Raw genomic sequence first — 16,593 nt, 5'->3', positions numbered from 1 at the left:
TACAGGATCGCTCGCCATGCTAACCCCTTATGCCAATCACACCGATTCCCCACGCTTAGTCGATCCGGCTTCGCTGGCATTCCAATCTTTGCTGGATAAGTTCGCTCCCACCGACGCCACGGTATTGATAATTGGTGAGACCGGCACCGGCAAAGAAGTGGTGGCGCGTTATCTGCATCACCACAGCCAGCGTCGTCACGGGCCTTTCCTTGCAGTGAACTGCGGCGCATTAACCGAAAGCCTGGCCGAAGCCGAACTGTTCGGTCATGAAAAAGGGGCGTTTACTGGCGCTACGCAAGCTCATCCCGGCTGGTTTGAATCGGCACAAGGTGGCACCTTGCTACTGGATGAGATTGGCGAATTGAGTTTGTCTTTGCAGGTAAAACTATTGCGTGTCTTGCAGGAGCGAGAGATTACGCGCGTGGGTTCACGTAAGCCAATCAAGGTGGATGTTCGAGTCATTGCCGCTACGCACGTAGATTTGGCGCAGGCGATTCGGGAGCGACGTTTCCGTGAAGATCTGTTTTATCGTCTCAACATCGCCGTGGTTCCGCTGCCGCCATTACGTCAGCGTCGCGAAGATATCCCATTGCTGGCACAACATTTCCTGGCGTTGTATGCGCGTCGTTTAGCACGTCCAGCGCGTCGTCTTTCTCCCGACGCGCTGGAAGCCTTGCTGGAATACAGTTGGCCGGGCAACATTCGTGAGCTCGAAAATACGCTGCACAACGCAGTGCTGCTGAGTCGTGAAGAGACGCTGACACCCGCTCAATTGCGAATTGCTGGTTACAGTGAACGCGGCTTTAATCTGCCAACCGACTCGACTTTGGATAGTTTCCTTCAGCAGCAACTCACTCATCAGCCGCAACAGCTGTTTGATCGCGTGATCAGCAGTTTGATAAGCAATGCTTTGACGATGACCGAACAGAACCAAACGCAAGCGGCGGCATTGTTGGGAATCAGCCGCCATACCTTACGCACTCATCTTGCCAACCAAGGCATGATTAAAGGACGCCGCAAAGTTATGACATCGAATGCTTCACTCTCGCAACGCGGTGAACAGGAGCGAGAATTGCGCATTGGTTATCAGAAATTTGGCAATCTTGGCGTGCTCAAGGCGCGTCAAAGCCTGGAACATTGCTTCGCTAAGCAGGGCATCAACGTTTTATGGAGTGAGTTTCCAGCCGGTCCGCAATTGCTGCATGCACTGCAAAACAACGAAATCGACTTCGGCACCACCGGCGAAGTGCCGCCCATCTTCGCGCAAGCCAGTGGCAATGCAGTGACCTATATCGCATGGGAACCGCCCGCACCGAGCAGCGTTGGGATCGTGGTGCCACGTGATAGCGATATTCATCGCGTTGAAGATTTACGCGGTAAGCGTATCTCGGTGAACAAGGGGTCCAACGTTCACTGGCTACTGCTGCAACTGCTTGAAGAAGTGGGAATTGGGCTTGATGAGTTAAAAGTGATTTATGCACCGCCCAAATATCCACTGACTGCCAGTGATTATTTGTCAGTTGATGCGTGGATGATGTGGGATCCGCTACTCAGTGCGGCTGAAAGTAATTCTGAATTGCGCGTTTTAGTCAATGGTGAAGGGCGCGTGCGTAATCATCAATTCTATCTTGCCCGGCGGGATTACGTTGAACAGCATGATGACATCATTAAACAGCTGGTGGAGAGCTTGCAACAAACCGGTTTATTTATAGATGAACATCGCCATCAAGCTTCGGTGATGCTAGCGCTGGAGTTGGGCCTGGAAGTGGCTTCAGTTGAAAGGGCACTCACACGCCGCAGTCACAAAACCCGCGCCATGGTATTTGAAGTGATTAAGGAACAGCAAATCATTGCCGATCGATTTTATGCTTTGGGGCTGATCAATAAGCCGGTTCGAGTGCGTGATGCGATTTGGAAATATTCATCAGCATTGGCGTTGGCTGAATAGTTTTCCCGGAGAAAGTTATCCACGCTTTCTGTGGATAAATCATTGAATATCATCTGGCTAATAGGTGGCAGTTACTTTTCTTTTAGACTGAAATGTCGATTTAAACTGGCGATTTCAGCCTGAAATTTATTTTAAAAATCGTTTATATTCATAGTGATAACCATAAAATTACTGCGGCGAGCAGATGAAATTTCATGCTGCACTCACGCCTTTTTATCCCTAACTAAAGCTGTTGCTGATTTAGCAAACAGCTGGTCAATTCGCCCTCACTTACATGATGATTATTGTTTAGTAGCGTTGTGAAACTGGCTAAATCGTGGCGATTTCAGCCTGAAATTCGAACATAGACGATTGCTATTTCAGGCACTTAGCACTGAAATTGCGCTGGCGAAGCTGTGAAACTGACATAAAAAAACCGCCCGGAGGCGGTGTTTGATTTACTGGTTAAGATATTTGTTGAGCGTCTCGTTTATCACTCGATCCAGTTCTTCCTGCAACTCTTTCGACTGGCGATTAAACTCATAGCTAAACATACGTCCACGCGTTTTCTTACGGGCGAAGCGATCTTTATCAGCAAAACTCCACAGTGGCGTAGCGACCACTTTTTCTTTACCCGGCGATTGAAGTAATGTTTGGCTGCCGTTACGCACCAAACGCAGAATACCATTCTTCACTTCATCTTCTGCCAGACCATCACGAGCACAAACGGTATCAACATCCATGCCGATAGTATCAATCAGCACATCCACCGTTTGGCCGGTTTCCTGCAACTTCTCGTAGGCCTGCAACAGCGTTTTGTAATCGGGATAAGTCAGCTCAGAATGGTTTGGGAACAGTGTGACCAGTTCAAGAGGCACGCTAGCGGCTTGCAATGCGCGCGTCACTTTCGCCTGCGACAGCCCTTCACTCTGCGCGATTTCTTTCTGCGACAAACCACCGTCTTTCAGAGCCAGCAAACGCATGCCCACTTCACGCAAGTTATGTTCGCGCGCGGTCTGAATATCCTGCGCTAAACGACGTGCTTCTTCGGCAGTAATGGCAACCTCTGTCACCAACACATCCAGCCCGGTTTTGCAGTGCAATGCCGCTGCGCGACGGCGCGAACCATCGAGAATCTCAATACGATCGTCACGTTTAACGCCAATCGCCGGGAAGAACTGCTGCAATTTGATGGTACGGATAATGTCACGCAACGACTCAGGCGTCAGACCAGACTGGTCGCGGCCGTTGGTTTCCATCTTAACGAAGGTTTTTTCTTCGATTTCTTTCGCAGTTATGTGTTCAAGCGTGAACAAGGCACGTTTGCCCGTCGACAGAATGAAGGTCTGAGAATGGCCGTCGGCGCTTTCCTCTGTCTGCAAAGGCGTCTGGCTGAAGGTGCGGCCAATGGTGATTCTTTTTGCGCTCATAGTAACCTCAGTTCAGGCGAATGAATTCAATACGGTCAAATACGGCTTTAGCGAAATCTTCCGCTGCTGAACGCGCATTCTTCAAGGCTTCGGTGCTGCCCACGTAAGTGGATGGATTGGCGGAGATCACGGTGTCAAAGGACTCACCACAGCGCTCAAAACCGTCCAGACGTGGCAGCGCTGCATCCAACATGTCGCCGCCAAAAATCTCTTTTGCCAGGCTGTGACAGAGTTTGTGGTCGGCTTTGTTGGAGAGCTTAGACATAAAGCCGATATTACCTTGCAAACGGCAAGCAGCGCCTGACTCTTCAATAATGCCAATCAGCTCGGGTAAACGCGTCAGATACTTCAGCGTCGAGTGGAAATCCACTTGCGCTGGCGGTACCGGCGTCATCAGCAAATCCGATGCAGCGATCGCGTTTTTAAGGAAGGCATCCAAATGCGGGCCGCTGTCGATAAAGATAAAGTCATAATCTTTCTTCAGTTTTGCCACTACGTTGTCGTACAACACCGCATGAATGTTTTGCTCAGGCAAATGTGCGGCACACAGCTCTTCCCAACGTGACGCGATAAAGGCGTCATCAATGGAAGCCGGCAGCACATCAACGCCCGGAATAATCGATGAGACGATGAATTCGTTAAGCAATTCTTCGCGACTGACGTTTTGTAGCATGGCTTGCGCCGCCGTGGCTTCAACCAATCCAACCGAACGTTCATGGTTGAGGAACATGGTTGCTGACGATTGTGGGTCAAGGTCGATGACCAAAATACGCAAATCTTCAAATAACAAATGCGGATGCGCGCGTAATGCGTGCGCTAACGACACGGTGGAGACGGTTTTTGAAACGCCACCTTTAAGGTTACCGACAAACATGGTAAACGCATTAGGATGGCGATCGCGATACTTCGGCACGCCACGATGATGATAGATATCGATAATGTTCTGAATCGACATCGCATACTTGGTCGAGCTGCCCGCCGCACGTTTATCAAACGGATAACCGTTCTCTTCCATCTCGTTGACAGCGTAATCCACACTGGCGCGCGTCAATTTTGGCAGCTTGGCTAACGCGGCTTTCGCGTAAACCTGGTAAAAAGTGTTCTCTTGCAACTCTTCTTTTTGCGCCTGGATTTGTTCCGTCAGGCTCATCAGCATTCTTTCTGAACGTTGTGCAACTTTCAGAACTTGCTTCTCATCGTTAGCCATACTTGCTCCACACATGTAGGATTTATGACTTTATACATAAATCCTGCACATGAGGCAAATATATCTCTTCTAATCTGGAACAATCCGTTATGAGAAAACGGCTTGATTAATAGCGAGTTAAGCAAAACATTCACTGTAATCAGTGATGGTAATTTCATCGTTTGTGATAAATCGCTCAAATTCAGACCGCGTTGGGGGAATGATTGCCTCAAAGATTCACTGTAATCAGCAGAGTGAGTTGAGATTGAAGCAGGGATATTTTGCGAGAGAAGGGCGCAGGACTTTCTTCATTTAAACGTTCACTGTAATCAGTAGTTCATGCTGTGCGGATTTCGCCAACGTTCACTGTATTCGGTGGAAGAATCACTGTAATCAGCAAGACGGCCACTTACGTTCACTGTAATCAGTAGATGAGATTCGAGACAGGATTATGGGAATGGCAATATGTGAGGAAGAGAGTGCCATAACATTCACTGTAATCAGTAGTTGTGGAATGTGATGCTGCCTTGAAAAACAAACGTTCACTGTAATCAGTAAGCCGTCTTTTGCAAGGCATCACCAACATTCACTGTAGTCAGTATAAGCGAGCGCATTAGCGTGCGACATTCACTGTAATCAGTAAGTCAAATCTGCCTGGCATTGAGAAGATTCACTGTAATCAGTAAAAGTTATGGCATGTTCAGCGCGTTCACTGTAATCAGCAAACAGCGATTCAGAATGGATTAGAGAAGCGTTCACTGTAGTCAGTAGATGGCATTTCAACGATGGGTTTTGATGGCTTCGAAGGTTAGGACTTAAGCAAACGATACGAACGAGGTAGCAACATTCACTGTAATCAGCATTTAGGTTTTGTATTCAGACTTCAAATCGGCTGAAAGTAAGCCATAAAATTACCTTTCAATTCTGCTTAGCAAGTTCGCTTTCACAGCGATAACCACGCACTAGAAACGAAAGATCGCCCTTTATGGTGACCCACTGGCGGTGCTCATTCAACTTTAAGATAGATGGCCTATTCGCAACAACCTGGCCTATGCTGGGCATCTTTCATTGCCGTGCTCAAGCCTCAAACGTTCACTGTATTCAGTAATGAATAGCATAATGCGACTGGTTAAAAGCGTTCACTATAATCAGCAAACAACAAAATTAGCTTCTCCATGCTAAGCATGAAAGAGGGATAGGGAAGGGGAGCGGGAACAAAATTCACTGTAATCAGTGACAGCGTGACGTTGTACTTTCAAGCGTATGTAGCCTGAACAGAAGGGAGCAATTGAGGCCCAATTTCACCAGCAACATTCACTGTAATCAGCTCTGTAACCCACCCTGTCACTTTTACTGGTTATATTAACAGCTACTTTACCGATTACAGTGAATTTGAGTGCTGGATAGGCATCGTTATGATTAAAAACAATAGGATAGCTATAAACGTTTACTGTAATCAGTATCTTCCTTTAACTTGAACCATCCACTGTAATCAGTAGAAGCATTGCATTAGCCCAACGTTCACTGTGATCAGTAAACAGCATCAAATAGAGAGAAGTAGTGAACGGAAAACCACCCTTGTAAGTACTCACTATCAATTTAATGCCATAAAATAGGGACATTGAATATCTCGGCATGCATCAAGCTCCCCCATTAAGCAGCGGCTTTGCTGATGACAGTGAACAGTACTGATTACAGTGAATGAGCGCCCGAAGCTGATTACAGTGAATATCAAGAAGAGAGCGAGTGTCACTTTTGCTGAAAAAGTGACACGGCTATTAGGCGTGATACTGATTACAGTGAATGGGGTGAGTTACTCTTCGAACTCAATATCTTCCAGCGAATCGATGCTTTCGAGATTGCTGATGCCATCAAGTTTTGGCGTTCTGCTATGGATGATAAAGAACACCGAACGGCCGCGTTTCACTTCTGAATAGTCCAGGTAACCAATCTCTTTGAGCTGCTCCATCGCACGACGAACCACGTGATTCTGCGTCGTGGTTTTCGAACCCAGGTTAAGGCGCATACGCAAACGTGCCAGTGAAATTGGCGCAGGATTAGTTGGCAGACTTTCGAGATAGGTATACAACGCCTGAGCAGACTCTTTGCGTTTCAAGCGAGAAATCGCCCGCAGTTGCAACAGCACCTTGTGGTCGAAATTATACAACTCGAACAACTTAGGATCGGCCTGGATACGCACCAGATCTTTTTCACGATCGTAATACGCCGATTGCACCAAGTGAGTGTGATAGGCTTTGCCATTACCTTCAAAGGACAACGTATTGGTGGCGATGCGTCGTAAAGAAGCGTCTAAACGCTTACGTAACGCAGCAGACGAATTTGCCGAAGGGATCCCGCACATCTTAACGAAATCGATGAACGGCAGCGTCACAGTGTCGCCCTTTGAGGGATAACGCGAGAACGATTGGATAATACCGGCCCAGGTTTTGAAATCATTATCCATATCCAGCCTTGCGCCGGTAATGGTAATCTTTTCATAGCCTTCCGATTTAACCAGTGAAAGGTTCTTCAGCTCTTTCGTCGCATCGGTTGAAGCCATCGCGCCAGATTTACCTCGCGCAGTTGATTTCAATGTAGGAACAAACAGACCCAGGCGCATCAGTGCGACCGGTTGTACGGTGTTATTTTTATTGGGGTGGAGCTGAATAACTTCACCACTGTTTTTTGTCACCGACAGAAAAGGCTCGAGTAACGCCTTGTTTTCACTCTCTTTATCTGCCATAGCCTGAGATCTTCATTCTGTGGATTAAAGGGGTCGTTTTCTGATTACAGTGAACATTAGCACTGTTTATAGTGAACATTCTACTCTCTATAGTGAATAAACTACTGTCTACAGTGAACACTTTACTGATTATAGTGAACTCGATCACCTTCTTAGCCCTTGTGTGGTGCGGCCTGCGACGATCGGGGATCTCTTAGGATCTCTTTTAGATCTCTCTATGATCTTTCTTTAAGATCTATTCACTGTATAACTTAATAACTCCTGATAAGAGGCGGCTTGCGCATCCATGATTGTGCAAAATAAGCCTATTGCCACAACATTGCGGCTGATCCCCTTAAACCCTTAATCATGTCGACTAAAGATCCTTTTACTTCACTGAGAGTGAACAACTTCCTCACTATTATTCATTTTTAAGCAACCTTTGATGGGCGTAAGCTGATTTTCATTGAAAATCAACTCACTTATCACGAGGACAAGCTATGACTGACAACGTTATCTCCCGCAATCCTACCAACGGCGAAATTATTGCAACCTACTCGCTGCAAACCGCAGAAGAACTGGAATCAGCATTGCAACAGAGCGCAGACGCGTTTGCTGCATGGCGATCAACCGAAATGGCACAACGTGTAAAAGTACTGCGCCAACTTGCTGAGCAGATCCGCCAACGACAGGATGAGATGGCAAAAATGGCCACGTTGGAAATGGGCAAACCGATTGCCCAAGCACGCGCCGAAGTCCTGAAATGCGCCAACCTTTGTGACTGGTATGCCGAACACGGCCCGGCAATATTGGCAGACAAACCTACGCTGGTGGAAAACCAGCAAGCCTGGCAATCATTTCGCCCGTTGGGTGTGATCCTTGCTGTGATGCCGTGGAACTTCCCTTACTGGCAAGTACTACGCGGCGCAGTCAGTATGCTGTTGGCAGGTAATACCTATGTCTTAAAACATGCGCCAAGCGTTATGGGATCGGCAAACCTAATGTCATCACTGTTTGATGCCACAGAACTGCCTAAAGGCGCGTTTAGCGTGATTAACGTCGACAATGATGGCGTTTCAACGGCGATCAAAGATCCACGTATCGCCGCGGTTGCTGTTACTGGCAGCGTGCGTGCCGGTGGCGCAATCGCTGCGCAAGCCGGTGCGGTATTGAAGAAAACAGTATTAGAACTCGGTGGCGCGGATCCTTTCATCGTACTGGCGGATGCTGATCTCGACGCAGCAGTGGCCTCAGCGGTCACAGGACGCTATCAGAACACCGGACAGGTCTGCATGGCAGCCAAGCGCTTCATCATTGAAGAAAGCGTCGCAGAAGCGTTTGAGGCGCGTTTTAGCGCGGCGGTTCAGGCATTGAAGATCGGCGATCCTTTAGAGGAAGAAACCTACATTGGTCCGATGGCACGTTACGATCTGCGCGATGAACTTGATAACCAGGTGCAGCAGACCATCCAGCAAGGTGCGCGATTAGTATTAGGCGGTCACAAGATCGAAGGCGTTGGCAATTACTACGCGCCAACGATCCTTGCCGATGTCACGCCAGACATGATCGCTTTCCAGCAGGAAATTTTTGGTCCTGTTGCCGCCATCACCATCGCTCGTGATGCACAGCATGCACTTGAACTGGCCAACGACAGCGAGTTTGGCCTGAGCGCCACCGTGTGGAGCGGCAATGAAACGCTGGCAAACGAGTTGGCGGAAAAACTCGAAACTGGCGCGGTATTCATCAACGGCAACGGCGCATCCGATCCTCGCGTCGCGATTGGTGGCGTGAAGAAGAGTGGTTATGGTCGTGAACTCTCAAGCTTTGGTGTTCATGAATTCTGTAACATTCAAACGGTCTGGAAAAACCGCCGTTAATGCTCCGCAAGGCGCGCTTGTCGCGCCTTCATTGATTTTACCCGCCTAATAATGTTGTTGCTCATCAGTTAAAATGTTGTGGGCCAGTTCAAAAAATCCGCCATTGGTATTATAAAGGTATTATCTCTGGTGCTAGATTGGGCCCACCTACACCGGGGAGTCCTAACTGATGAAAACAACAATCCCAAAACTGTCGTTCATGATGTTCTTAGAGTGGTTTATCTGGGGTGCATGGTTTGTGCCGCTCTGGGCATTTCTCAGCAAAAACGGCTTTTCGCCGGTTGAGATCGCCTGGTGCTACGCCTGTACCTCGATCGCCGCCATTCTGTCGCCGATCCTCGTTGGATCGCTGGCCGATCGCTTCTTCCAGGCACAAAAAGTGTTATCGCTGCTGACGATTGTCGGTTCGATTCTGATGTTCTTTGCCGCGCAGCAAACGCATTTCAGCGGCTTCTTCCCGCTGTTACTGCTTTATGCGCTCACCTATATGCCAACCATCGCCTTAACTAACAGCATCGCGTTTTCACATGTTGCTGATGTGGAACGTGATTATCCGCGCATTCGTGTGATGGGCACCATTGGCTGGATCGCGTCGGGCATCGTGTGTGGTTTTCTGCCGCCGCTGCTGGGTTATGGCGATATCTCTGCCAGTAATGTCCCGTTATTGATCACCGCCGCGAGTTCATTACTACTGGGTATTTTCGCCTTAACGCTGCCTGCCACCGAGCCCAAAAGCACCGGCAAATTCAGCCTGCGTGTCGCGCTGGGCTTGGATGCGTTGCACTTGCTCAAAGATCGCAGTTTCCTGGTGTTTTTCGTCTGCTCATTCCTGTTCAGCATGCCATTGGCGTTCTACTACATCTTTGCCGAAGGTTATCTGACCGAAGTCGGATTGCCACATGCAACCGGTTGGATGACGCTCGGCCAGGTCTCTGAGATTTTCTTCCTGCTGGCGCTGCCGTTCTTCATCAAGCGCTTCGGCATTGGCAAAGTCCTGTTGCTCGGTTTAGCGACCGCCGCGTTGCGCTATGTGTTCTTCGTGTTTGGCGGCGATCAGAACATGCTGACCTACGGTTTGCTGTTTATGGGCATTCTGCTGCACGGCGTCAGCTACGATTTCTACTTCATTACCGCGTACATCTACGTAGATAAAAAAGCGCCTGTGGCGATGCGCAATGCTGCACAAGGGCTGATCACGCTGGCGTGTCAGGGCATCGGCAGTTTGCTCGGTTACCGCCTGGGCGGCTATCTGATGCAAGAGATGTTCGCCTATGACCAACCGCGCAATGGGCAAACCTTCAACTGGGCCGGCATGTGGATGTTTGGCAGCGTAATGATCGTAATTATCACCATCGCCTTTATCGTTCTGTTCCGCGACGGCAAAAAACGCAGCGATGAACTGACCGCTTTCGACAATTCAGCAACCGCTGACAGCCATAAATAAGGGATTCACCATGACGATGACACAGCAAGAAAAACGGATTTTGGGCGCGTTTTATGGCCAGGCGCTGGGCGATGCGATGGGCATGCCATCCGAACTGTGGCCGAGAACGCGCGTGAAGCAGCATTTTGGCTGGATTGATGGTTTCCTGCCGGGACCAGCCGAAAACAATGCCGCCTGCTATTTTGGCCGCGCGGCCTTTACCGATGATACGTCGATGGCGCTGGCGCTGGCGGATGCTATCGTCACGCACGATGGCGCAATTAACGCGGAAACCATCGGCGCCAATATTCTTAAATGGGCTGAAAGCTTTGATGCCTTCAACAAAAACGTATTGGGGCCAACCTCAAAAATCGCGCTTAATGCGATGAAAGCCGGCACGCCGGTCTCGCAGCTGGAAAACAATGGCATGACCAACGGCGCAGCGATGCGCGTTTCACCGCTGGGATGTTTGCTGCCCGCGCGTGATTTATCGGCATTCATTGATGATGTGGCGCTGGCATCCAGCCCAACCCACAAGTCAGATGTGGCGATTTCCGGCGCAACGGTGATTGCCTGGGCGGTGTCTCGAGCAATTGATGGCGCAAGTTGGGCCACCATCCGCGATGAACTTCCTGCGATTGCGCGTGCAGCACAGGAAAAGCGCGTGACCACCTTTAGCGCCTCAATGGCGGCGCGGGTTGAACTGGCGCTTAGCGTGGTAGAGCAGGGCAGGGGCGTGGAGTCGACCATGCAGCAAATCTACGATCTGGTCGGCACCGGAACCAGCACCATTGAATCGGTTCCGGCGGCGATTGCCATGGTGGAATTGGCCGCAACCGATCCCAATCGCTGTGCCATTTTGTGCGCCAATCTGGGCGGTGACACTGACACCATTGGCGCGATGGCGGTGGCGATTTGCGGCGCGCTACACGGCATTGATGGCATCGACAGCGCATTGAAAGCCGAGTTGGATGCCGCCAACGCGCTGGATTTCACTCGCTACAGCGCAGCTTTCACCCGTTTCCGCCAGCAGCGTGAGGCCGCTTATGCTGACGCCTGATGATTTGCAGCGGCTGGAAGGTCGTCTGCCGGTATGCGTGATTGGCGCAGCAGTGGTGGATGTGATTGCCGATGCTTACTCGTTGCCGCATCGAGGCAGCGATGTTGAACTCCACCAGCAAGGCGTTAACGTGGGCGGATGTGCGTTGAATGTGGCGATTGCGCTGCATCGTCTTGGCATTCCGTCAATCAACGCGCTGCCGCTCGGCAATGGAACCTGGGCCAGTATCGTGCGGCAGAAGTTGACCGAATACGGTATTCACAGCGTGTTAGAAACGGCGAAAGGTGATAACGGCTGGTGTCTGGCGCTGGTTGAACCAGATGGCGAGCGCACGTTTCTGTCGGTGAGCGGCGTGGAAAACCAGTGGGATGCTGCGCTGTTAAGCACATTGCCGCAGCCCGCCAACCGCTGGATCTATCTTTCCGGCTATCAACTCACCAGTAAGAGTGGCGATGTGCTGATCGATTGGCTTGAGCAACAAGCGCAGCCGCATCAACTGCTGGTGGATTTTGGGCCGCGTTTAGCCGATATCGGTGATGCACAATTTGATCGCATTATGGCGCGCCATCCACTGATTACAGTGAACAGACAGGAAGCCGAACTGCTGTGGCAGGAGCGTTTGGGTATCAGCGAACCTTTTGATGCGCAGCAACTGATGACACATTGGCAACAACGCTTCGGCGGCGCAATGGTGGTGCGATTAGACAGCGAAGGTGCCGGTTTTGTTAACGCTGACACACAAGGTTGGATTCCGGCGCTGGCGACCAAAGTGGTGGATACCATTGGCGCCGGTGACAGCCACGCCGGCGGTTTGTTGGCGGGATTAGCATCAGGTTGGTCATTGGCAGAAAGCGTTGCGTTGGGCAACGCGGTGGCATCGTATGTGGTTTCCCAGCGTGGCGGCGATTGCGCGCCCGATCGCGCCACCTTAAGCACCTATTGGCAGCAGCGCCTTACTCAGCAATAAACACGTACATATCGCTACGACAGTAGCTAATGCTGTACTCCAGCGGATTGCCTTGCGCGTCCAACGCCAGTTGTTTGATCACCAACACTGGCACATTGGCGGGCAGGGCGATCTGTTGCTGGAGCGCTTCATCAGGCATGCGAGCGCTTACTCTGCTTTGCGATTTCACCGGTTGGATTTGCTGCCGATGAAAGTAGTCATACAGCGAAATCCCAATGTCATCGGCATCGGCGATGAAATGCGCCGGTACCCAGGATTCCTCCACCGACACCGCTTGTTGGTCGACGTAGCGAATGCGTTTTAGCAAATAGACATCGCTGCCTTTGCTCAATCCCAGCTTCTCGGCAATCTCCGCGCTGCAATGGATTTTGCTTTTGTTGATCCACACCGTATCAGGCTTTTTACCGCGCAACACGGCTTGCTGTGATAAGCCTTTTGGTTCTTTCAGCGAATACTCAAACTGGCTACAGATCTGCGTACCGTAACCGCGCGAACGCAGAACCACGCCCTCTTTTTCCAGTTCATCCATGGCCTTACGCACCGTAATGCGTGAAATATTCAGCGATTGACTGAAATCGCGTTCGCTTGGCAGGATCTCTTCGTGCACCAACACGCCATCGCGCACCGCGTCTTTAATCGCGGCGGCAAAGCGCTTATACAGCGGCGTGCGACTCTCATCAGCCAGCGTGGTTATCAGCCGCGAAAACAGTGCAGTTTGTTCAGTCATAGCAGAAGGATTCACTCAGTTCGGTCAGCGGCAGAATGGCTTATGATACTGACTTTTCGCCGGATATTCATTGCTAGCAACATAAAGCTAAAGATCGAAATTGTCTCGCCGATAAGCCGAGTAACTCTCTTACACAGGGCAACAACCGCAAGCGCAGGCAACGCCGCAACATCCAAAGGAATGAGCATGACAACCAGACAGGTTATAGGCATCGATCTCGGTACCACCAACAGTGCAGTTGCGTTGTGGTGCGAGGGAAAATCGCAGCTAGTTTCCAATCAAACAGGTTCACCGTTAACGCCATCGGTGGTAGGGCTCGATGATGAAGGCAATCTCATTATCGGCCAAGCCGCGCTCAATCGCATAAGTACCCATCCGCAGCTGACGCTGGCCAGTTTTAAACGTTATATGGGCACAGAAGCCAAATTGTCGCTTGGCTCGCAGCTGTTTCGCGCGGAAGAACTCTCGGCAATGTTGCTGCGTCAGCTGAAGCAGGATGCAGAAAACTGGCTGGGTGAGGCGATTCATGATGCGGTGATAACCGTTCCGGCGTATTTCAACGATGTGCAGCGCCGTGCGGTTAAAACCGCAGGAACCCTTGCGGGGCTTAACGTTTTACGCTTGCTGAATGAACCAACAGCGGCTTCGCTGGCCTTTGGTCTGCTGGAAAACCGCGAACAAAAGTATCTGACCTTCGATTTAGGCGGCGGCACTTTTGATGTCTCGATCATTGATATGTTCGATGGCGTGGTGGAGGTGCGTGCGAGCAGTGGCGACGTGCAATTAGGCGGTGATGACTTCAGTGAAGCGATCTGCAAGTGGATGTTAGCGCAACATCCACTGCTGAAATCGGCATTACCGGCGGTAAAACCCAGTTTGCTGGCGAAGGCAGAGCAATTAAAACGTGGCTTAAGCCTGCAAAATGAAGCGAGCGCCGAGCTCATTTGGCAAGGTGAAACCTGGCGCTGGACGTTAACCGAACAACAGTTCAGTGAATGCTGCCAGCCACTCATCACTCGCTTGCAGCAGCCGGTGATTCAGGCTTTGCACGATGCACGCTTTTCACTGCACGATCTCGATCATGTGCTGTTAGTTGGCGGCGCTACGCGCATGCCGTTGGTGCGTCAGGCGGTTGCGCGCCTGTTTGGTCGCTTCCCTCGTCACGATCTGCATCCTGATGAAGCCATAGCCATTGGCGCTGGTATTCAGGCCGGAATGGTGATGAAGGACGAAGCGGTGGAAGACATCATTCTCACCGACGTGATGCCGTTTTCGCTCGGTATGGAGACGGTGAAACACAGCTATGGTCAAATGGAGGATGGGTTCTTTTTACCGTTGATCGAGCGCAATACCTTCCTTCCCGTCAGTCGCAGCCAAACCGTGCAGACGGTGGGCGATAACCAAACGCATGTGCTGTTAAAGATCTATCAAGGTGAAGGTCGTCGCGTGAAGGACAATGTGTATCTCGGTGAACTGCACGTGGATGTTCCAGTGCGCAAAGCAGGCGAAGTGTCGTTAGAGGTGCGCTTTACCTATACGTTGGACGGCTTGCTGGAAGTCGAGTGCCAACATGACGCGAGTTCAACGCTATCGCGATTGGTGATTGAAAAAGTCCCCGGCCAAATGAGTGCCGAACAGATCGCTGCCAGCTTAGAAAAGTTGAGCGGGTTGAAGCAGCATCCGCGCGATCGCCAGGAAAACCAGTCATTGCTGACGCGTGGTGCGCGCTTATATCAATTTCTGTTAGGTGAAGAGCGCGCGTGGATTGATAACGTGATCCACGCATTTGAACAGGCACTAAATAGTCAGGATGAGCGGCGTATCGCCGATGTGCGGCAAAAAGTGATCGAAGCATTTGCCCATTTTGATGAGGAGACGCCGCGATGAATGCCTGGCAAATTCTGGACATCGAACCAACATCGGACGAAGCCATTATCCGACGCGCCTATTCGCGGCTGCTAAAAAAACATCGCCCGGATAGCGATCCTGAAGGTTATCAACGCTTACGAGAAGCGTTTGAACAGGCAAAAAATTGTGCCGCTAGCGAGCAAATTGAGGAATCCGAGCCGGAAGATTTGGCAGAATTCACCAGCATCATCAGTGCTCAGCAAATGAATGCGTGGCTGGCAAGCGCAGATGAGCCGCTAGCCGATGGGCAGTTATCCGATTACACGTTCACGCTGACGCCGCTGTACACCGATGGTGATCTCAACGAACTGGCTGCCTTGCTGGTTGACGATGAAATGAAAGGCATTGCATCGCTGAGAACCTTGTTCCAGCGCGTATCCTGCGAAGGGAATCTGTTGCAACAGCAGCAATTCCACAATGATTTGGCGGCTGCTTTGGCTGAACAAGCCGATCTCACCGACGGATTACTGCAACGGGTCAGCGATCAATTGGGTTGGGGACTCGACGATTATGACGTCCATCTGATTTCGCAACCGATGCAGCGCGCGCTCGGTTGGCAAGTGCGCAACACCGAACGCGAACAAGCCTGGAAAAAACTCAATAACGAAACAGTAAATGGCAGTTTTCTGCAGCGAAAAGCGGTGACGTTACTGCTTAGCGATGGTGCGGAAATGCCTTTCTGGGCGCGTTTGCTGCCTAATCTCGTCGCTACCATGTCGCAGCGTGTCAATGCGCTTTACGCCACTTTCCCTGAACTGACTGAACGCTTGAACCCGGCCATGCTGGCGTTCATTGGCTCCCAGCGGATTTGCTTAAACTGGCGCGGCATTTTCCTCGCGGTTTTTTGGATAACGATGCTGAGTTTCCTGCTGCCGGGTGCTGTTGTGATGTCTGGTGCGGGTTGGATTGGCGTGGCGCTGGTGCTGTTTTATTTGTATTTCAGCGACATGATTATGGTGGGATTACAGCAGCGAAAACGTTGGTTTAGTGCATTTCTGATATTGGAATTTTGGTTTTCGTTGTTGCTTTTTTGCATCCTATTTCTGGCGATTTCCTTCGTTATTTTCGCGCACACACCGCCTCAAGGATTGTCGCGCTTATCCGGCATATTCATGTTTGGGATTTTGATTGCCGTGTCGACAGTAGTCTGGCCAAAAAATGTACCGGGACTTCGGCGCCCTGGCATTGCGATTAGCCATCTACTCAGTGCGCCGTGGCGATTGATGGAAACGCTGGAATTCAGTGTCATGTCCTATCCGCTGTTAGCGGTATTCAGCGGTTTTTGCTACATGCTTTTGCATGCTTTAGTGACGATACCTGATCATTACTTTTAATCGCCGCTAAATGCACAAAAGGCTGAATTTTC

At 50.5% G+C, this 16,593-nt stretch carries 11 protein-coding genes; 7 read left to right on the top strand and 4 right to left on the bottom strand.

Annotated elements, in window-relative coordinates; all coding sequences use genetic code 11:
* Positions 1-16: 16 nt before the first annotated feature.
* Positions 17-1,948 carry a sigma-54-dependent Fis family transcriptional regulator gene (locus tag ACPUC7_RS08725; protein ID WP_494922597.1) on the top strand — a complete coding sequence of 644 codons (1,932 nt, stop codon included), beginning with the start codon at positions 17-19 and terminating at the stop codon, positions 1,946-1,948.
* A 437-nt stretch (positions 1,949-2,385) separates the two neighbouring features.
* Here ACPUC7_RS08725 and ACPUC7_RS08720 read toward each other — a convergent pair whose 3' ends face one another.
* The 3 genes from ACPUC7_RS08720 to ACPUC7_RS08710 all read right to left on the bottom strand — a co-directional run bounded on the left by ACPUC7_RS08720 (position 2,386) and on the right by ACPUC7_RS08710 (position 7,286).
* Entirely contained in the window at positions 2,386-3,357 is a 972-nt protein-coding gene (locus ACPUC7_RS08720) for a ParB family protein (protein WP_494922596.1), read from the bottom strand.
* A gap of 7 nt (positions 3,358-3,364) precedes the next feature.
* A complete protein-coding gene (locus ACPUC7_RS08715; RefSeq protein ID WP_494922595.1) occupies positions 3,365-4,564 on the bottom strand; it encodes an AAA family ATPase in 1,200 nt (399 codons plus the stop codon).
* Positions 4,565-6,356: 1,792 nt separating this feature from the next.
* Entirely contained in the window at positions 6,357-7,286 is a 930-nt protein-coding gene (locus ACPUC7_RS08710) for a RepB family plasmid replication initiator protein (protein ID WP_007886110.1), read from the bottom strand.
* A 479-nt stretch (positions 7,287-7,765) separates the two neighbouring features.
* Between ACPUC7_RS08710 and ACPUC7_RS08705 the strand changes: the two genes are divergently transcribed.
* The 4 genes from ACPUC7_RS08705 (at position 7,766) to ACPUC7_RS08690 (ending at position 12,592) form a co-directional block, all read left to right on the top strand.
* A complete protein-coding gene (locus ACPUC7_RS08705) occupies positions 7,766-9,142 on the top strand; it encodes an aldehyde dehydrogenase family protein (RefSeq protein WP_494922594.1) in 1,377 nt (458 codons plus the stop codon).
* A gap of 169 nt (positions 9,143-9,311) precedes the next feature.
* Positions 9,312-10,586, top strand: coding sequence for a nucleoside permease (locus ACPUC7_RS08700; RefSeq protein ID WP_343553006.1), 1,275 nt, complete (start codon positions 9,312-9,314; stop codon positions 10,584-10,586).
* Positions 10,587-10,596: 10 nt separating this feature from the next.
* A complete protein-coding gene (locus ACPUC7_RS08695) occupies positions 10,597-11,625 on the top strand; it encodes an ADP-ribosylglycohydrolase family protein (RefSeq protein WP_494922593.1) in 1,029 nt (342 codons plus the stop codon).
* Entirely contained in the window at positions 11,612-12,592 is a 981-nt protein-coding gene (locus ACPUC7_RS08690; protein ID WP_494922592.1) for a PfkB family carbohydrate kinase, read from the top strand. Before ACPUC7_RS08695 ends, ACPUC7_RS08690 begins: the two co-directional genes overlap by 14 nt.
* Here ACPUC7_RS08690 and ACPUC7_RS08685 read toward each other — a convergent pair.
* Positions 12,579-13,319, bottom strand: coding sequence for a GntR family transcriptional regulator (locus ACPUC7_RS08685; RefSeq protein WP_494922591.1), 741 nt, complete (start codon positions 13,317-13,319; stop codon positions 12,579-12,581). The two genes, ACPUC7_RS08690 and ACPUC7_RS08685, sit on opposite strands and share 14 nt — an antisense overlap.
* Before the next feature lie 186 nt (positions 13,320-13,505).
* Here ACPUC7_RS08685 and ACPUC7_RS08680 point away from each other — a divergent pair, with 186 nt between their 5' ends.
* Both ACPUC7_RS08680 and ACPUC7_RS08675 read left to right on the top strand, forming a co-directional pair.
* The gene (locus ACPUC7_RS08680) at positions 13,506-15,206 is read left to right on the top strand and encodes an Hsp70 family protein (RefSeq protein WP_494922590.1); all 1,701 of its coding nucleotides are present in this window, start codon (positions 13,506-13,508) and stop codon (positions 15,204-15,206) included.
* Positions 15,203-16,561, top strand: coding sequence for a J domain-containing protein (locus tag ACPUC7_RS08675; protein ID WP_494922589.1), 1,359 nt, complete (start codon positions 15,203-15,205; stop codon positions 16,559-16,561). The genes ACPUC7_RS08680 and ACPUC7_RS08675 overlap by 4 nt, the downstream gene beginning before the upstream one ends.
* Positions 16,562-16,593 lie beyond the last annotated feature (32 nt).

The organism is Pantoea sp. CFCC18179, from assembly GCF_059412405.1.
The sequence above is the reverse complement of the archived record's forward strand: the minus strand, read 5'-3'. Positions and strand labels throughout refer to the sequence as shown.